The following is an 18,150-nucleotide window of genomic DNA, read 5'->3' as shown; positions in this document are numbered from 1 at the left end:
GCCTCTCGTTTTTACACATTACGTTTTGCCAGCCGTTCCACGGGTTCTGGGTTGGGGATGAATTTTGGGTCGAAGTCGGTGTTCAGGAAGGCCAGGGCGTAGGCCACGCCCATGGCGGCTCCGGTCATGAGGCCTTTTTCGTCCATGTCAAATTCCGGGGTATGGTGGTTGGCTCCGCAGCCCTTGTCAGGGTTGGCGATGCCGGTGAAGGCCAGTACTCCCGGATATTCCTGGAGGAACAGGGCGAAGGATTCGGAGGCCATCCAGGGCTGGAGATCCTGGAGGACATCGGGGCCCAGGTCTTCTTCCACTGCCTTCCGTCCCAGCTGGGCGCAGGCTGGATTGTTCCGGGCTTCAAACAGGGCTTCGGGCATGTGCAGGATCTCTGCTTCACAGTTGTAGATGGCCGCGTTGCCGACCAGGGCCTTTTTCAGGAAATCTTCAAAGGGCTTCCCTGCCTTTTCATAGCTGAAGAACCGGGCCGTGCCTCCAAAGGTCAGGTCCTCCGGAATCACATTGTACTTTTCTCCGCTGTGGACGAAGCCCAGGGAGAAGGTCAGGCACTCAAAAGGATTCACCTTCCGCTGGCGGAATTCGTTCAGCTGCTGGTATAGGGCGGCGAAGCAGTCCATGGGGTTGTTGGCCAGGTCGGGCCGGGCTCCGTGGCCGAAGGTGCCTTTCAGCCGGATCACAAAGGAACAGCCGCCTCCCATGACGGCTCCCGGGGTGATGGATACTTTGCCTGCCGGCAGGTCCCAGCGCACATGGGTGGCATAGCAGCCGTCGATGGTGAGACCTGATTCCTTCACGATGTAGGGGAGCAGGTTCTGGATGTCCCCGCTTTCTTCTTCGCCCCGCTCGAAGCAGAGTACCACTTTGCCGGCAAAAGCCTCTTTGTGGGCCGTCAGGATCCGGCCGGCGGTGAGCAGCATGGCCATGTGGCCATCGTGGCCGCAGGCGTGGGAGACTCCGGGCACATGGGAAAGGCAGACTTTTCTTTCCTTTAGGTTTTCCGGGCTTTCGGCAATGGGGAGAGCGTCGGTGTCGGCCCGCATCAGCAGGGTCTTCCCGGGTTTTCCGCTATCGATGATCCCCAAAAGTCCCCCGTCAGGTACGTTGACAGTGGGAATCCCCAACTCTTTCAGATAGGCTTCCAGAAAGGCGATGGTATGCACTTCCCGGCAGCTCAGTTCCGGGTTTTCATGGAAATGACGGCGCAGCCGCACTGTTTCAGGATATTCCGCTTTGGCCAGTGCAAGGATATTCATAGGCAGGTTCCTTTCTCTGTGGAAATTGCGATTTGCTCCTAGTATACCACGGATGATTGTCATTTTTTCGACTTCAGCGTATAATTATAATATTATATGTGTGACTTTTTCTGCCCTGCAATGAAATGGATAGAAGAAAACCACACAATAAGGAGGCTGAAGTATGGGAGGACATGTCCTTGGTTTGCTCCACACCGTGACCATGCTGGATGTGATCGACATCCTGGTGGTGGCGTTTTTCCTGAATAAACTGTATCAGATGCTGAAGAACACCCGGGCGGCATCCCTGGTGAAAGGGCTTTTGATGCTGCTGGTGATCATGCTGATCAGCAAATGGCTGAACCTATATGTGATCAACTGGATCCTGGAAAAATTCATGACCGTAGTGATGTTCGCTCTGCCTGTGGTGTTCCAGCCGGAACTCCGCCGGGCCCTGGAACAGATCGGCCGGGGAAAACTGTTCCGCCGGAGCACGGTGCTCAATGAACTCCAGGTGGAAAACATGCTGGAAGCGGTGGCCACCACCGCCGACGACCTGAGCCGGAACAAGATCGGGGCCCTGATGGTTTTCGAACGGGAAACCGGGCTGGACGACTACATCGAAACCGGGATTCCCATCGACGGGCTGATCAGTACGGCTCTGTTCGAAAATATCTTCATTCCCAATACGCCTCTCCATGACGGGGCTGTGATCATCCGGGGGGATCGGATCGCGGCAGCCAGCTGCCTGCTGCCTCTGACGGAAGCCCGGAATCTGAGCCAGGAACTGGGGACGAGGCACCGGGCAGCCATCGGTCTTTCGGAACAGACCGATGCTCTGGTGCTGGTGGTCAGCGAAGAAACCGGGACCATTTCCCTGGCCCGGGGCGGTGCCCTCCAGCGGTACTTGACACACGGGGATGTGAAGGACCTGCTGCGGCCGGTGATGAAGACTCCCATGCTGAACTGGAAGGACACCATACTGGCCAAGCTGGGGAAGAAACACACATCCTCTGAGGACCAGAAGGGAGGCAGCAGCCATGGTGAAAAATAACCAGAACCCCAACCGGAACTCCTGGCTGATGCGGATCATGTCCGTGGTCTGTGCCTGTATCCTGTGGGTCTATGTGATGAACGAACAGAACCCTATTACCACCAAGACTTTCCAGGTGCCTCTGACGGCCCAGAACTTGGCAGAAGACATGGTGGTGAAAGACCTGCCGGAAACCGTCAATGTGAAGGTCAGCGGCACTCGGTCCCAGATCGCCGTGCTCCGGGAAGGGGATATCAAGGCCTTCATCGATTTTACGGATGCCCCTAAGGGACGGAATACCTACAACGTCCAGGCTACGGTGAAAGTGGGAGAAGTGGCGGAAGTGAATCCCAGCTTGCTCCAGCTGGAAACCGATTCCCTGGCGGAAAAGACCATGACTCTGGAACCCAGGATCGTAGGTGTCCCCAACAGCGGGGTCACGGTAAGCCAGATGGATCTGGCACCGACTCAGGTGACCATCAAAGGCGCCAGCGGGCGGATTTCCCAAGTGGATAAGGTGCTGGTGATGGTGGATATCAGCCACCACGACCGGAATTTCTCCACAGAAGCCACTGCGGTGGCAGTGGACCGGACCGGACGGGAAATGTATGACGTAAAAGTGGTGCCTGGGAAGATCAAGACCACGGTGACCATCGTGCGTCAGCTGGGGACCAATGACTTTCCGGTGAAGGCCAATATGTCCGGGAAACTGCCGGACGGGGTCTCCATCAAGAGTGTGAAGATCACTCCGGACAGTGTACGGCTGACGGCGGAACCCAAGGTGCTGGGCGGCATCCGGGAAATCCTCACCGCTCCCATCGTCCTCAACAACATTACCAGTGACGTGGAACTGAAGATGCCGCTCCAGATCCCGGATCAGGTGCTGGCGGATCAGCATAGTGTCATTGTAGAAATCACCTTGCGGAAAGGAACGGAACAGCAGGATGGCAAAGCCAGTGGAAATCAGAATCAATAACCTCCGGGTGGGGCTGGACAGCAGCCATACCCTGGAGCAGACCATCGGGAAAAAGTACCATCTGGCCCCCCGGGCCATCCGGCAGGTCCAAGTGATCCGGAAAGCCGTGGATGCCCGGCGGAAAAGCAGCATCTGCCTGGTGTACCATGTGCGGGCCCAGGTGGAAGCAGCTGCCGGGGTAATGGATCGGCTGCTCCGGGATCCTCAGGTGAGCCTGTGGGAGGAGAAACCGGAACCAGCTCCGGTGCTGGGGACGGAAAAATTCATGGGACGGCCGGTGGTGATCGGTCTGGGGCCGGCGGGACTGGTGGCGGCCCTGGAACTGGCACGGCACGGGTACGCTCCCCTGGTGGTGGAACGGGGCCGGGATCTGCAGCACCGGGTGAAGGATGTGGAAACCTTCTGGAAGACCGGGAAGCTGGATCCAGTGAGCAATGTGCAGTTTGGAGCCGGGGGCGCCGGGACCTTTTCCGACGGGAAGCTGACTACCCGGATCAACGATCCCATTATGGGTCATCTGCTCCGGACCTTTGTGGAAGCAGGGGCACCGGAAGAGATTCTCACGGAACAGAAACCCCATGTAGGCACGGACAAACTGCGGCTCATGGTCACCGGGCTGATCAGCCGGATCAAAAAGGCCGGGGGCGAGATCCGGTATGAGACCCAGGTGACGGATTTCCGGGTGGACCCGGAGCGGGGGCTGACTGGAGTGGAACTGAACGGCTGGGAGTGGCTGGACACCAATGGAGTGATCCTGGCCTGCGGCCACAGCGCCCGGGATACCTATGAGACCCTGCTGAAACGGTCCGTCCATCTGGAGGCCAAGGCCTTTGCGGTGGGGGTACGGATCGAGCACGAGCAGGCCTTGATCAATCGGGCCCAGTATGGGAAGTTCGCCGGCCATCCCAAATTGGGAGCGGCAGATTACGCATTGATCTACCACGACAAGGAAACTGGACGGGCGGTATATTCTTTCTGCATGTGTCCGGGTGGCCAAGTGGTAGCCTCTGCTTCGGAACAGGGAGGGCTGGTGGTCAACGGCATGAGTCCCTTCAAGCGGGATACGGGGCTGGCCAACAGCGCCCTGGTTGTGAGCGTAGATCCGGGGGACTTCCCAGCCGGGCCTTTGGGCGGCATGGAATTCCAGCGGAAGTACGAGCAGCTGGCCTGGCAGGTGAGCCGGGATTACCGGGCCCCGGCCCAGAGCAGCCGGAGCTTTGTGGAAAAGACGGCACCGGATCTGAAAGTGAGCTTCCATCCCAGCTACCGGCCGGGGCTGGTCCCGGCAGACTTGCGGAAGATCCTGCCAGACTTTGTGACCGAGTCCCTGGAGCACGGGCTGGCTGATTTTGAACGGAAGCTTCCTGGGTTCAGCACCCGGGGGCTGATGATCGGAGTGGAGACCCGGACCTCGGCTCCTGTGCGGATCCTCCGGAGAGAGGACGGTCAGTCGGTGAACTGCCGGGGGTTGTATCCTACGGGAGAAGGAGCCGGATACGCCGGAGGTATCATGAGTGCTGCCATGGATGGGTACCATCAGGCCAGACGGCTGATGGGAAGGTTTGCGCCGCCGGAGGCATAGGGTGCGGCTGCGGGGCAGCCACACCGTCACTGGTCTATGGTCACTGGACGAAGGAACCCGGGCTGCAGGTTCCTTCGATGGAAAACGCAGCCGAAGGCTGCATTTCTATTCAATGCAAGATGCCTGTGGCGTTTTGCTTCCATGGGTTCCCAAGACTATGTTATAATATATCAGTTCAAGTAAAATACAAGGAGATGCTTTTATGGAAAATATCATCATCACCGGGCATAAGAACCCGGATACGGACTCCATTTGCTCTGCTCTGAGCTATACCTGGATCAAGACCCAGCTGGGGGAAAAGGTCACCGCCTGCCGGGCTGGCAATGTGAACCCGGAAACCCGCTTTGTGCTGGATCACTGGGAAGTGGACGCTCCTGAACTGGTGGAAAAGGTGGAAGAAGGCCAGAAGATCATCCTGGTGGACCACAATGAACTGAGCCAGGCTGTGGACGGACTGGACAAGGCGGATCTGGTGGAAATCATCGACCATCACCGGCTGGGGGGCATCGTCACTTCCAATCCCCTGTTCGTCCGGATGCAGCCGGTGGGCTGCACCGCCACCATCCTGTACAATGTGGCGGTAGAAAACAACTTGACCCTGCCGAAGGAAATCGCCGGGCTGTTGTTCTCCGCCATCAGTTCTGATACGCTGTATTTCAAGTCCCCTACCACCACGGAAAAGGACAAGGAGGCTGCCGGTGCCCTGGCCAAGATCGCCGGCCTCGCTGATCCTCAAGCCTATGCCCTGGAGATGCTCCAGGCTGGTTCTGCCATCAACTCCATGACTGCTGAAGAAATCTGCCATGGAGATATGAAAGAATTCGACTTCCCTCAGGGGAAAGTCACTGTGGCTCAGGTAAACGTGATGAATGGAGAAGCTGCCAAAGCCAAATGGCCGGAACTCCAGAAGGCTCTCCAGTCCATGGTGGACGGCGGGGAAGCCGACACCAGCCTGCTGATGGTCACCGACATCATGGACGAAGTCACCGAACTGCTGTGGGCCGGGAAGAACCAGGACATCCTGGACAAGGCCTTCGGCAAAGCCGAAGCCGACGGGCATTACCACCTGCCCAAGGTGCTGTCCCGGAAAAAACAGATCGTACCGCCGCTGACGGATGCGTTCAAGGGATAAGGAAAGAAGAGGGGCTGTTGCGTATGCAACAGCCCCTCTTTAACGATGAACTTTAAATATTTATTCACCCAACCCCTGTTCCCCATAAAAATATCCGATACCTGTCCTGTTTTTTTTCGTATTTTTCCCTTGGCTGTTTCTATGGTATGATGCAGATAAAAACAGGTTGGTCTAACAAGTGGAAAGGAGCGCTTTCTTATGGCTGAGAAAATCCTAATGAAGACCCCGCTGGTGGAAATGGATGGGGATGAAATGACTCGGATCCTGTGGAAGATGATCAAGGATATCCTGATCCTTCCTTATGTGGATCTGAAGACGGAATATTATGACCTAGGTATGAAGCACCGGGACGACACGGATGACCAGGTGACCGTTGATTCGGCCCTGGCTACCAAAAAGTACGGGGTGGCGGTGAAATGTGCTACCATTACGGCCAATGCGGCCCGGGTGAAGGAATATGAGCTGAAGAAGATGTGGGCCAGCCCCAATGGTACCATCCGGGCCATCCTGGACGGGACGGTGTTCCGGAAACCCATTATGGTGAAGGGCATCCGGCCGCTGATCCCTACCTGGGAAAAACCCATCACCATTGCCCGGCACGCCTACGGAGACATTTACAAAAATTCGGAAATACGAGTGGAAGGTCCGGCTAAGGCAGAACTGGTGGTCACAGGGGCGGATGGGAAAGAAATCCGCCGGACCATTATGGACTTCCAGGATGCGGGGATTGTCCAAGGGGTCTATAACACGGACAAATCCATCCGTAATTTTGCCCGGTCCTGCTTTAACTATGCTCTGGAACAGAAGGAAGACCTGTGGTTCGCTACCAAGGATACGGTGTCTAAAATCTATGACCACCGGTTCAAGGATATTTTCCAGGAAATCTATGATACTGCATACAAAGAAAAATTCGAAGCTGCTGGCATCGAATATTTCTATACCCTGATCGACGATGTGGTGGCCCGGGTAGTCCGGTCCCAAGGGGCATGATCTGGGCCTGCAAGAATTACGACGGGGACGTGATGAGCGACATGATGGCCACCGCCTTCGGCAGCCTGGCTATGATGACCTCTGTGCTGGTGTCTCCGGATGGCTGCTATGAATATGAAGCGGCCCACGGTACCGTACAGCGCCATTACTACCGGTATCTGAAGGGTGAAAAGACTTCTACCAACCCGGTGGCCACCCTGTTTGCCTGGACGGGGGCTCTGCGGAAACGGGGTCAGCTAGACGGCCTCAAGGATCTGGTGGATTTTGCGGACCGTCTGGAAAAGGGCACCCTCCAGACCCTGGAAGAAGGGATCATGACCGGGGATCTGATGGTCGTATCCACCTTGCCGAGCAAGAAAAAGGTCAACAGTGAGGAATTCCTGGAAGCAATCCGGGAACGGCTGGAAGAGAGGTAAAAAAGGTGTTGCTGCACGTTCTGTGCAGCAACACGGTCTCGAATTTGGAGTCTCGGGTCACGGGTCGCGAGTCGCGGGCTTGTTGATGCAGAGCAAAAATCCGGTTTTGCAGATTCCGACCGATTTGGTCCTACCATCCTATAGAAAAACAACAAACGGATTAAACGTCCAAGCTCGCGACCCTTGGCTCGCGATCCGCGACCAAAGGGGGCCGTTGCTTATGCAACAGCCCCTTTTTTCAATAGGCTCTTTTTCCGTATACCGGGTGTTCTGTGGGCTTCAGGGTCAGGCGTTTGGCCAGTTCCACGGCTTCAGCCAGGTGCAGGTCAGTTTTGGTCCCGTGCTCTTCGAAGATGCACAGGGGATCGTCGCTGCCGATTTCGCTCCCGGGCATGTAGAGATATTGGTCATTGTCCCGGTCTCCTAAAACGAGACCGGCACGGAGCTCTTCGGCCATGATGACGGACATAGGATGTACCTCCTTCTCCTCGTTCATATTCATCCATTCTATCAGCTATGACATTCCCTGACAAGGGAATCTTTGGTATAATGATGGGGCAGATTCTGTAGGAAAGGAATGTGGTATCATGAACAAACCCATTGCCAGTATCGATGTGGGACGTGCCGCTTTGTGGATGGCATTGACGGCCACCCGGGAAGAAGAAGACCGGCTGAAGGAAAAATTGAAAGCGCAGGGATTCCGGGCCGCCGCTGTGGATTTTGGCGGAGAATTCCTTCCTTCCATCAAAAAAATCGTGGAGCGGGCTGTGGTAGCAGCAGAACGGCAGAATATCGTCACGGATTCTCATGTGGGAGCGGGTACGGTAGCCGGGGCCGCTCATGAAGCTCTGGAACAGATGATGACCAAGGCCATCGGATTCAATGTAGGAGGGAAAATCGGGGTAGCCCGTTATGGAGAGCACCTTTGTGTAGCCGTTTATATGAGTGTGGGCGTGCTGAATCTGAATGAACTGGGCGTCGCACTGGCCCATCGGAGCTTAGCCGGTATCGACTGAACCATTTTTTAGAAAAAAATCCCCTTGACACTTTTCATGTGTCTATGCTAGAATAAGTGAGTCGTCGGATGACGATAAAGAAATATGGTGGATATGGTGAAGCGGTTAACACACCGGATTGTGGCTCCGGCACGCGTGGGTTCGATCCCCACTATCCACCCCATATTTTTTTTATCTTTTTTGGGGCATAGCCAAGTCGGTAAGGCACGGGACTTTGACTCCCGCATGCGTTGGTTCGAGTCCAGCTGCCCCAGCCAAGTGATTCACTAGCTCAGTTGGTAGAGCACCTGACTTTTAATCAGGGTGTCCCGGGTTCGAGTCCCGGGTGGATCACCATTTTTTATATCTAAAAGGCGGCTGTGGCGGAATTGGCAGACGCGCCAGACTTAGGATCTGGTGTCTTCGACGTGCAGGTTCAAGTCCTGTCAGCCGCACCAATAAAATAGAGAACACAAAGGGCTGTTGCATAGGCAACAGCCCTTTACCAATCGGAGGAAAACAATATGGAAATTCGCTGTGCAAAATCCCAGGATGTGGACGCCATCGCCAATCTGGAAGCCACTTGCTTCCCTCAAGCAGAAGCGGCAACCAGGAAATCCATTGCAGATCGAGTGAAGGCCTATCCCGATCACTTTTTCCTGCTGTGGGACGGGGATCAGCTTGTGTCTTTTGTAAACGGCCTGGTGACCGATCAGCCGGACCTGACCGATGAGATGTATGAAAAAGCGGACATGCACCAGGAAGACGGTGCCTGGCAGATGATTTTCGGGGTGGATACGGATCCCCACCGCCGGAAACAGGGGCTGGCCAGCCAGGTGCTGGAAAAATTCATCGATGCGGCCCAGGAACAGGGACGGCAGGGAGTGGTGCTCACCTGCAAGGACCGCCTGGTCCATTATTACGCCAAATTCGGTTTCGTAGATGAAGGGATCTCTGATTCCACCCACGGGGATGTGGTGTGGCATCAGATGCGTCTGACCTTCAACCGGAAATAATAGCAGAGCGGGGGTGTAAAAAATTCACCCCCCGGTCACTAGTCTCTTGTCACTGGCCGATGGAAAGAACCCGTGGCAGACGGGTTCTTTCGAATAAAAAATAGGACTATGCTTTTCTTTTGGCCAGTGACAAAGTAGGGGCTGTGAAAAAATGAATCCTCATTTTTTCACAGCCCCTACTTTTTTATTCTACGATGATCTGACAGCTCTTCATCGTGTCCAGGACTGCCTGGTGGCTTTCTGGGGTAACTCCGGCACAGCAGCGGCTGTCTACTCGGATCTCCACTTCCGGCAGGGCCGCCTTCAGCAGCAGGGCATTGCTGACTACACAGATATCAGTGCAGAGGCCGATCAGTTCAATGCTTTGGATGGGACGGGCCTGGTTGATCTGCCGGAGTTCCTCTGCCAGCTTCCAAGAACCGAAACAGGGCTTCTGGATCACCGGCCAGTGGTGCTCCTGCTGGAGTTTTTCCAGACCTGGGATCAGCCGCCAGCCCGGTGTCCCTTTGATGCAGTGTTCGACCGGGAGACAGCGGCCTTCTTGGGTTTCCAGATAATCGCTGCCATGGGTATCCTGGGTGAAAATCACTTTGCCTGGAAAGTGGGCCACTTTTTTCAATACATTCAGGGTGATAGCTTGGGCCGCTTCCGAACCCAGGCTGCCCCCTACAAAATCATTCTGCATATCCACCACAATCAAAAAACGGTTTTCCATAAAACATCCCATCCTTTCACTCTTCACTCTTATCTTTCTTCTCCGGCCGCACTTCTACGATGATCTCCTGGACCCGGTGTTCGTTGGCCTGGGTCACGGTCACATGGAGGTTCCGGCAGTCGAAGGTATCTCCTTTTTTGGGAATGGTTTCCAAGGTATCTACCACCCAGCCGCTGATGGAATTGTTTTCCAAGCCGTACTCGTCGATATCCAGGTCCAGATATTTGAACAGATCGAACAAGTTGGCATTCTGGGAATTGGAAGAGCAGGAAACCAGGTACCGGTTCTTGCCCAGTTTCCGGAACGAAGAGACGGCCTTGTCGTGTTCATCCCAGATTTCACCTACCAATTCTTCTACAATATCTTCCGTAGTCACCAGGCCTCGGACCGTGCCATAACTGTCCATGACCATGGCCATTTCTACTTTGGCCTCCTGCAGGGTCTTCAGAACCCGGGAAATCTTGGTGGACTGATGGACCAGGGCTGCTTTCTTGATCTGCTTCTTCAGGTCGAAATGGGGATCCTGGAGATAGGCTGCAAAGAAATCTTTAGCGTGGAGGACACCGATGATTTCACTGTAATCATCTTTGAATACGGGCAGCCTGGAAAAACCGTGGCCGCTGAATAATTTCAGGGCTTCTTCCTTCCCTTCCGAAATATCCATGGCTACCATATCTACCCGGGGAGTCATGATTTCCCGCACCCGGATATCGCTGAACTCAATGGCGCTCTTGATCAGCTGGCTGTCCTGTTTGTTGATGCCGCCTCCGCTTTCCACTTCATCCACCATCAGCAGCAGTTCATCTTCTGTAGCATACTTGCGGGACACCTTTTTGCGCAGGCAATGGTTGAAGGCGGACTTCATCAGCCGGAAAAGGAAATTCAGCGGGGTGAACAGGATCACCAGCACACTGAGCAGCCGGGAACAGTCCATAGAATATTTTTCCGGAGCATCGCTGGCTACACTTTTCGGAATGATCTCTCCAAAAATGAGGATCACGATGGTGGTGAACACCGTAGCCAGAGCCAGACCGGAAGTGCCGAAAGCTGCGGTGGATACGGCTGCAGCCAGGGAAGCCGTGGCGATATTCACCACGTTGTTCCCGATCAGGATGGTGGACAGGGCATCATCGAAATGCTCCAGCAGCCGCAGAGCCCGCTGGGCTTTCCGGTTGCCGCTTTTGGCCTGGTTCTTCAGCCGCAGTTTGTTGGAACCGGTCAAGGCTGTTTCTGAAGCAGAAAAAAAGGCCGAAAAGGAAATGAAGACAAGAAGGATCAGCGTCAGAGCTGATGTGGGGATCTGCAAATCATCCATTTTATTACACTTCCTCCATATATTAATGTTATTATAGGAGAAAGTATGACAGCGGTCAATGTTCTATGCTATAATAGGAAAGCTATGGTTACTGAATCGATACTGAAACAGGCCCGGATCATCCAGTCCTTCCGACGGAGCATCGGCTTCGAAGTGAGGGAGGATGGTACCCTGGTGCTGCGGGTCCCCTATGGGATTTCCCAGCAGGAACTGGTACGGGTGGTGGCAAAAAAAGAAAAGTGGATCACAGGTGCCCAGGACAGGGTCCGTCGGGAACAGGCAGAACACCATACCTTGCAGCTTGTGGACGGCGAATCCTTCCTGTTGTTCGGCAAACCCTGCACGCTGCGGATCCGGCCTGGCAAAGGCTTTGCCCTGGAAAAGGGGGAAAGCCTTCTTGTGATGGGCCGGGAAGAAAATCGGGAAACGCTGGTCCGTTTCCTGAGCGGTCAGCTGGGAAAGGTGCTGCGGGAACAGGTGGGTCAGTATGCAGCCCAGATGCAGCTGCCCTTTCCGGTGGTAAAATGCAGCCGGGCCCGGTCCCGATGGGGGTACTGCAACTATAAGGGAGAACTGGGGTTTTCCTGGCCCCTGGTGTTCTGCCCCCGGGAAGTCATCGCCTATGTGGTGGTCCATGAACTCTGCCATATCCGGAACATGTCCCATAACAAAGCCTTCTGGCTCTCTGTTGCCCGGATCCTGCCAGATTACCGGGAACGGGAGAAGTGGCTGAAGGTCCATAGAAAGGTCATGAGTACATTATGAGCATTAACAAAAAAATTCTCCTTTGTTTCATCGCTTTGGTCGTAGTGGGAGTGGTGTCCCTGACGCTGCTCCATCGGAGCCCCAAATACCTGGAACAGCAGCAGCAGGCCCAGCAGGCACAGACAGTCCATTCCCAGGATACAAAACTGCCCTATGATTATCTGAACAATGTCATCGCCCAGAGCGGGGCTGCCTGTTCCGTCTATTACCATTCTCTGGAGAATGACGATGTGTTCTATAATTATTCGGGAAAAATGCCAGCGGGGGATATGGTGCGTCTTTACGTAGCAGCAGGCGTACTGAAACAGGTGGAAGACAAGGACCTGTCTTTGGAGGAAGTCTATACCCTGCGGGAAAAAGATTTCCGCCCAGACAGTCCAGCTCTGGGGAAACTGCCGGTGGGCAGCCGCCTGACGGTACGGAACCTGCTGGAAGATATGCTCCTCCAGAATGACGCCACAGCTTTGTACAAACTGATCTGGATTGCGGGGCGGGAGGATCTGAATGGCTGGCTGGCCAAACAAGGGTATGCGGATACCGTGATCGGGACCCATCAGCTGCCTTTAGGGGAAAATGGGGAAGACGCCCTGGCTCCCCAGGAGAAACGCCAACTCAGCTATACTTCTGTGAATGATCTGGTGACCCTTTTGACACGGCTGTATGAGGGGAAATGTGTTTCCCCCAAACAGGATGGCTATCTAGTGGGCCTGCTCCGGAAACAGCCGGCCCGGGACATGCTGGGGGCGTTGCTGCCCAAAAAGGCCAAAATCGCCGGACTCCAGTCCGAGCGGGGAGCTGTACTGGGATCTGCTGGCATCATTTACGGCAAGGAAAAATATGTGCTGGCCATCTTGATGGATAAAGCCGTGCGGCCGGAAGAAAGCCGGAAGACCATCAACCAGATCTCTTCAATCATATTCAATACAGTCAATGACAAAGAGGTGTTCAAGAAATGAAGAAAAAAGTCGATGTGGCCATTATCGGCGGCGGCCCGGCTTCTATTTATGCTGCCTATGAATTTGTCCTGAAATATCCTGAAGTGAAAGTCATGATCCTGGAAGAAGGCCATGCCATCGATTTCCGGAACTGTCCTATCATTGCTGGAAAAGTAGAAAAATGTGTCCGCTGCACCCCTTGCAGCATCATGCGGGGCTTTGGAGGAGCCGGGGCGTTTTCTGATGGGAAATACAACTTCACCACAGAATTCGGCGGATGGCTCAGTGATTACATCCCCAAGAAAACGGTGATGGAACTGATCGATTATGTAGACGGGATCAACTTGAAACACGGAGCTCCCGGAGAAGTCTACTCCACCAAAAATTGTAAAATCGGGCGGAAAGCGTTAGGGGTCGATCTGCACCTCCTGAATGCCAAGGTCCGCCATCTGGGTACGGACAATAACCGAAAGCTGATGGCCAGCATCTACCGGTTCCTGCTGGAACAGGGCATCGAGATCCAGTGCGATACCCAGGTAGAATCCTTCCGCCCCTGCCAGGAAGGATACGAGGTGATGCTGAAAGACCGGGAAGAAAGCATCCTGTGCACGTACCTGATCGGAGCTCCGGGCCGGGCGGGAGCCGAATGGTTTTCGGATCAGTGTGAGGCCCTGGGCCTGGAACTCACCAACAACCAGGTGGACGTGGGTGTCCGGGTGGAAGTGCCGGCTGCTGTCTTCCAGGAAATCACAGATGAAGTCTATGAAGCTAAGCTGGTGTACCGGACCAAGGGATATGGCGACCGGGTACGGACCTTCTGCATGAATCCCAATGGTTACGTGGTGGCAGAAAACACCGACGGTATCGTCACTGTCAACGGCCACAGCTTCAGCGATCCCAAAAAGAATAGCGGCAATACCAATTTTGCTCTTTTAGTGAGCAACCGGTTCACGGAACCCTTTAAAGAACCCCACCGCTATGGCAAACACATTGCTTCGCTGTCCAATATGCTGGGAGGAGGGGTCCTGGTCCAGCGTTTCGGAGACCTGATCAAAGGCCGGCGGACCAATGCCCACCGGCTGGGACAGAGCTTCCTGCGGCCCACTCTCAATGCAGTGCCGGGGGATCTGAGCCTGGTGCTGCCCAAACGGCACCTGGACAACATCATCGAAATGATCTATGCTCTGGATAAGGTGGCTCCAGGGACGGCCAATGACGATACCCTTCTGTATGGGGTAGAAGTGAAGTTCTACAGTTCCCGGCTGGAGCTGGATGACCAGTTGGAGACGAAACTGCCGAATTTCTTCGCCATCGGAGATGGCGCCGGCATCACCCGGGGCCTGAGCCAGGCCAGTGCCAGCGGCGTGTATGTGGCCAGGATCATCGGGGAGAGAATGAAGCAAAAGTAAAAATTACAGGGGGGTGTTGCACATAACGTGCAGCACTCCCTTTTCATATCTGCCCCAACCGGCGGACCATGCTTTCCCGCAGCATCTTGGAGCGATGTTTGGCCAACGGGAGGATCCTTCCGTTCAGCAAGGTCACTTCTTCTCCCCGGATGTTGCGGATCCAGTGGAGGTTCACCATATAGCTCCGGTGGATCCTCAGGAAATTGTACCGCTGGAGGCGGACTTCCAATGCTTTGATAGACTCCCGATAGATAAAACAGCCCTGTTGGGTCGCCAACAGGATCCTGGATCCTTCGGATTTGAAATAGAGGATCTCTTTCAGCAAGACATGATGCAGCCCTTCCCAGTTGCTGAACAGATAGGAACGGTTTTGGGGATAGGAATGGCTGCCCATCAACTGCTGCAGATCTCGTTGGAAGAGAAAAGGGGCCACGGATCTGTGATAATAGCGGTACAAAGGGATTTCATACCCTGCTAAAGAATCTTGGATATCGTTGGAAATGACCATAATGGGCACGAAAGAATCATAGTGGCGCAGTGCCCGGGCGATTTTTAGATGGAGATGTTCCCCCTGGAAAGCCCCCAAGACGACCAGGTTGAAATGGATCTTGCGGCGGCAGGTTTCGATCAAGGCCTTGCCATTGGAAAAAGAGTAGATCTTCATAGCATCAGTGGGGTGCGGCAGTTGATGGATATAGTGGGTGAGCTGCGCGATACAGGTACGGTCATTGTCACATAGGGCAATATGGAACATGATGGAATCCTCCGTTCTTATATATTTTTAAAAGTTGACACTTGTATAGTATATCATAAATCTTCACAAAAGGCAGAATATTATTTTAATTTGTGCATCCTCCATGGATGAGTAAAGTTTTTGCAAGCATTTTTCTCCAGGTTACGGTATAATACTGACAGTGAATCATGCTCGGCCGGTCCGATACAGGATATGGCTGAGAGAGAAGGGGCGCACACCATGTCGACTTGCCAGGAAGACCGGATGATTTATCACTATTGTTCGACCAGCGGATTTTTCAATATTTTACGGAACCAATGTCTTTGGCTGACGGAAGCTTCTTTTACCAATGATGCCTGGGAGAATCGGATGCTGGATCCTGTCTTCGAACGGGCTCTGGCAGGACTTGTGGAAGATGGTGAAATCCAACAGGGACAGATGGAGACGGCCCGGGACTTGTACTATCGCCATTCGGCCTGCTTCATCTATCTAGGATGCTTTTCGGAAGAGGGGGATATCCTGCCTCAATGGCGCTCCTATGCCGATGACGGACAGGGGTTCGCTATCGGATTTTCTTCCCGGGAGATGGATTTCGATTGTTCCACCGTCCATCTGAATGCGGATTTTGCCAATAAATACTATCTGAAGAAGGTCATCTATATGCAGGAGGGCAGTGGAGACCAGTTCCTTTCCCTGGCCCAGAACTGGATCCGGATGCGCCTTACCCGTGGAAAACATTTGAACGAACGGGAAATCCGCCGGGCCATTGCAGACGATGCAGCGTTTTCTTCCCTACGGTTTTACTGCAAGGATGCTAGTTTCGCTTCGGAAAAGGAGCTCCGGGCGCTGTGGCTCCCTGTCTTACTGAAAGATGCCGAGGGGAATATGGCGGCAGGCAACCGGAAAGCCTACCGGCAGATCCATTTCCGTCCGGAACCGGGCCGGCTTGTCCCTTATACAGAAATGCCTTTTGCAAAAAGCAGTGTCCGGGAAATTGTCCTGGGCCCGAAAAATGAAATGAAAGAACAACTGGATATCTTGAAGATGTTCCTGGCCGCCAATGGATATGATGACCGGAACATCCAGCTGAAGATATCTAGGAGTTCCTATCGATAAGGAGAATACATATGCAGAATTTTGCTTTTACCTCCCCTTCTGTGCTGGAGATCCTCTACGACGCCCTGGATGAACGGGGACGGCTGCCTCGGGACTTTTCCCTTCGGCAGGCTCTGGATCCGGCAGGGACAGAACAGGGATTTTACTATTGCGACGGGTTCATGGAAGGGAGCATCACGGGCTTGGACAAGGGCCAAGAGGAAAGCCCCGAATTGCTGGATGTGCTCCGTCAGGCCGTGGCGGGAGAATACGACCGGGCAGTCCAGGAGCTGAAGGCTTTCTTCAGTGATGAAGAAGGACACCTGATGAATGCCTATGTGACCTCTGTCCAGCAATGGATCGATGACCATCGGGATACCCTGGATCCGGAACCTCTGATCTGGTTCGCTGACCAGCTGCTCCAGGAAGCGGACCAGAGCGAAATCATCAAATTCGCCCTGAGCCTCTTGGAATTTTTCGACCTGTACCAGGAAAAAGGACTGGCAGACGAAATCCGTCTCCTGGCCAAATGCAATGAATTCACCCTGTTCTGTGTGCGGAATTTCCTCCAATGGGAAGATGGACAGGAGGAAATCTGGCAGATTGTCCGGCAAGTGTATGGCTGGGGACGGATCGCCGCCCTGGAATATCTGGATCCTCGGACTGTCCAGATCCGCCAGTGGATGCTGGAAGAAGGCTGGGACAATGATGTGAACCCGGAATATACGGCCTGGCTCCTGGCTGACAATGTGGACCTGGTAGGGGCACTGGAACAGCCCACCTTGACGTCCAAAGCCTTCGAAGGGGCGGAAGCCCTGGTGGATGCCCTGCTGGTGGATGAACCAGTGCCCGGGATTTCCCGGATCCAGCAGCCCGTGAAGCTGCTGACGGAATTTCTCCGGCACTGTGAAGAACAGGAAAAAGAACTGGAAGAGTATCAGGTGATCCTCCATATCCTCCAGTATGCCCAGAACCGGCTCAGCGGAAAGGAACAGGAAACAGTGAAACAGGCCTGCGGCAAGCTGCTCCTGTCCTTTGCCTGTGCCCAGACTATCCAGCAAGCCATGAAAAAAGGGGAGGGCTTTGAAATGGCCCGGACCCTGGACCTGCCCTATGCCCAGCAGGCAGTGGAACTGGTGCTCCAGGCCCCCCTGGATCATGTAGACCTGCTGCCCTATGCTCTCACCGGGGACAGGCACCATGACCATCATGTGATGGAACTGTATGAAGCACTGATCCCCGGCTTTACAAAGGCTTTTAGAGAGAAAAAGGAGGGGGAAATTTCTCTCCAGGAACAGCTGAACGGAGTCTATATGGACCTGAACCGGATCCTCAGCCAGATGTACGGATTCCCGGGCACCGGCGAGAAGCTCTTCCTCACGGCTCTCCAGTCCCCGGCCCTGATGAACCGAAATACCGCCCTGGAGATCCTGGCCCAGTGGAAAGACCTGGGGTACCAGCTCAGTGGGGAAATCCGGGAGGGAGTGGAAAAATTGCTGCTCCAGGAAGAGAACCCGGATGTAAAAGAAAAAGCGGAGAAGCTGTTAAAGTAGTTGACAGCTTTTCCCATCTTTGTTATACTATACAAGCTTTCTCACTGAGAAAGCAGCAGACAATGCCCTTTGCAGCGGCGGACTGTTTCAACTGAAACAGAGAAAGAAAAAAGTTGTTGACAAAGATATGGAAATCTGCTAATATGTAATAGCTGTCGCTGAGGCAGCGAGACGAACTTTGAGAACTGAATATTGTTGACAGATGTGCGGGTCAAGTCACCTTTACGGTGATGAGATCGAGTC

General features: G+C 54.2%; 16 protein-coding genes, 4 tRNA genes and 1 pseudogene. 16 read left to right on the top strand and 5 right to left on the bottom strand.

What is annotated here, in order from left to right:
- Positions 1–11: 11 nt before the first annotated feature.
- Positions 12–1,268 carry a M20 metallopeptidase family protein gene (locus ACTUHY_RS11165; protein WP_442827772.1) on the bottom strand — a complete coding sequence of 419 codons (1,257 nt, stop codon included), beginning with the start codon at positions 1,266–1,268 and terminating at the stop codon, positions 12–14.
- A 163-nt stretch (positions 1,269–1,431) separates the two neighbouring features.
- Here ACTUHY_RS11165 and cdaA point away from each other — a divergent pair, with 163 nt between their 5' ends.
- The 5 genes and pseudogenes from cdaA to ACTUHY_RS11140 all read left to right on the top strand — a co-directional run bounded on the left by cdaA (position 1,432) and on the right by ACTUHY_RS11140 (position 7,376).
- Positions 1,432–2,301, top strand: a complete 870-nt coding sequence (gene cdaA / locus ACTUHY_RS11160) for a diadenylate cyclase CdaA (RefSeq protein ID WP_278675183.1) — start codon at positions 1,432–1,434, stop codon at positions 2,299–2,301.
- The gene (locus ACTUHY_RS11155) at positions 2,288–3,256 is read left to right on the top strand and encodes a CdaR family protein (RefSeq protein WP_442827771.1); all 969 of its coding nucleotides are present in this window, start codon (positions 2,288–2,290) and stop codon (positions 3,254–3,256) included. The genes cdaA and ACTUHY_RS11155 overlap by 14 nt, the downstream gene beginning before the upstream one ends.
- On the top strand, positions 3,237–4,838 hold the full coding sequence (locus ACTUHY_RS11150; protein ID WP_442827770.1) for an NAD(P)/FAD-dependent oxidoreductase: 1,602 nt from the start codon (positions 3,237–3,239) through the stop codon (positions 4,836–4,838). Before ACTUHY_RS11155 ends, ACTUHY_RS11150 begins: the two co-directional genes overlap by 20 nt.
- A gap of 202 nt (positions 4,839–5,040) precedes the next feature.
- On the top strand, positions 5,041–5,970 hold the full coding sequence (locus ACTUHY_RS11145) for a manganese-dependent inorganic pyrophosphatase (RefSeq protein ID WP_442827769.1): 930 nt from the start codon (positions 5,041–5,043) through the stop codon (positions 5,968–5,970).
- Positions 5,971–6,168: 198 nt separating this feature from the next.
- Positions 6,169–7,376 (top strand): annotated as a pseudogene (locus ACTUHY_RS11140) (NADP-dependent isocitrate dehydrogenase).
- 238 nt (positions 7,377–7,614) lie between these two features.
- Here the strand turns inward: ACTUHY_RS11140 and ACTUHY_RS11135 are convergent.
- Positions 7,615–7,845 (bottom strand): hypothetical protein, encoded by a 231-nt coding sequence (locus ACTUHY_RS11135; protein WP_442827768.1) that lies wholly within the window; start codon positions 7,843–7,845, stop codon positions 7,615–7,617.
- A 118-nt stretch (positions 7,846–7,963) separates the two neighbouring features.
- Between ACTUHY_RS11135 and ACTUHY_RS11130 the strand changes: the two genes are divergently transcribed.
- The 6 genes from ACTUHY_RS11130 (at position 7,964) to ACTUHY_RS11105 (ending at position 9,387) form a co-directional block, all read left to right on the top strand.
- On the top strand, positions 7,964–8,392 hold the full coding sequence (locus ACTUHY_RS11130) for a HutP family protein (RefSeq protein WP_278676100.1): 429 nt from the start codon (positions 7,964–7,966) through the stop codon (positions 8,390–8,392).
- Positions 8,393–8,479: 87 nt separating this feature from the next.
- Positions 8,480–8,555: transfer RNA gene (locus tag ACTUHY_RS11125), tRNA-His, on the top strand.
- 18 nt (positions 8,556–8,573) lie between these two features.
- A tRNA-Gln gene (locus ACTUHY_RS11120) sits at positions 8,574–8,649 on the top strand.
- A gap of 3 nt (positions 8,650–8,652) precedes the next feature.
- Positions 8,653–8,728, top strand: a tRNA-Lys gene (locus tag ACTUHY_RS11115).
- A 17-nt stretch (positions 8,729–8,745) separates the two neighbouring features.
- Positions 8,746–8,829, top strand: a tRNA-Leu gene (locus tag ACTUHY_RS11110).
- A 66-nt stretch (positions 8,830–8,895) separates the two neighbouring features.
- Positions 8,896–9,387, top strand: coding sequence for a GNAT family N-acetyltransferase (locus ACTUHY_RS11105; RefSeq protein ID WP_442827767.1), 492 nt, complete (start codon positions 8,896–8,898; stop codon positions 9,385–9,387).
- Between the two features lie 184 nt (positions 9,388–9,571).
- On the opposite strand, the gene ACTUHY_RS11100 is transcribed toward ACTUHY_RS11105, so the two are convergent.
- Together ACTUHY_RS11100 and ACTUHY_RS11095 are read right to left on the bottom strand one after the other, a co-directional pair.
- Positions 9,572–10,102 (bottom strand): cysteine hydrolase family protein, encoded by a 531-nt coding sequence (locus ACTUHY_RS11100; protein WP_442827766.1) that lies wholly within the window; start codon positions 10,100–10,102, stop codon positions 9,572–9,574.
- A 16-nt stretch (positions 10,103–10,118) separates the two neighbouring features.
- Complete coding sequence (locus tag ACTUHY_RS11095; RefSeq protein WP_278673921.1) at positions 10,119–11,417, bottom strand: HlyC/CorC family transporter; 1,299 nt, start codon at positions 11,415–11,417, stop codon at positions 10,119–10,121.
- Positions 11,418–11,501: 84 nt separating this feature from the next.
- Here ACTUHY_RS11095 and ACTUHY_RS11090 point away from each other — a divergent pair, with 84 nt between their 5' ends.
- Genes ACTUHY_RS11090 through ACTUHY_RS11080 form a run of 3 tightly spaced genes read left to right on the top strand, consistent with a single transcriptional unit; the run spans position 11,502 to position 14,526 of the window.
- On the top strand, positions 11,502–12,182 hold the full coding sequence (locus tag ACTUHY_RS11090; protein ID WP_442827765.1) for a M48 family metallopeptidase: 681 nt from the start codon (positions 11,502–11,504) through the stop codon (positions 12,180–12,182).
- Positions 12,179–13,138: a serine hydrolase gene (locus ACTUHY_RS11085; RefSeq protein WP_442827764.1), complete on the top strand. Its 960-nt coding sequence runs from the start codon at positions 12,179–12,181 to the stop codon at positions 13,136–13,138. Before ACTUHY_RS11090 ends, ACTUHY_RS11085 begins: the two co-directional genes overlap by 4 nt.
- Complete coding sequence (locus ACTUHY_RS11080) at positions 13,135–14,526, top strand: NAD(P)/FAD-dependent oxidoreductase (protein ID WP_442827763.1); 1,392 nt, start codon at positions 13,135–13,137, stop codon at positions 14,524–14,526. The genes ACTUHY_RS11085 and ACTUHY_RS11080 overlap by 4 nt, the downstream gene beginning before the upstream one ends.
- Positions 14,527–14,569: 43 nt before the next feature.
- Here ACTUHY_RS11080 and ACTUHY_RS11075 read toward each other — a convergent pair whose 3' ends face one another.
- Positions 14,570–15,280 carry a LytR/AlgR family response regulator transcription factor gene (locus tag ACTUHY_RS11075; protein WP_442827762.1) on the bottom strand — a complete coding sequence of 237 codons (711 nt, stop codon included), beginning with the start codon at positions 15,278–15,280 and terminating at the stop codon, positions 14,570–14,572.
- 219 nt (positions 15,281–15,499) lie between these two features.
- Here ACTUHY_RS11075 and ACTUHY_RS11070 point away from each other — a divergent pair, with 219 nt between their 5' ends.
- Positions 15,500–16,375 (top strand): DUF2971 domain-containing protein, encoded by an 876-nt coding sequence (locus ACTUHY_RS11070; RefSeq protein ID WP_442827761.1) that lies wholly within the window; start codon positions 15,500–15,502, stop codon positions 16,373–16,375.
- An 11-nt stretch (positions 16,376–16,386) separates the two neighbouring features.
- On the top strand, positions 16,387–17,907 hold the full coding sequence (locus ACTUHY_RS11065; protein ID WP_442827760.1) for a hypothetical protein: 1,521 nt from the start codon (positions 16,387–16,389) through the stop codon (positions 17,905–17,907).
- Positions 17,908–18,150 lie beyond the last annotated feature (243 nt).

Source organism: Acidaminococcus nyctereutis, assembly GCF_052216985.1.
GTDB lineage: Bacteria > Bacillota > Negativicutes > Acidaminococcales > Acidaminococcaceae > Acidaminococcus > Acidaminococcus fermentans_A.
The sequence above is the reverse complement of the archived record's forward strand: the minus strand, read 5'-3'. Positions and strand labels throughout refer to the sequence as shown.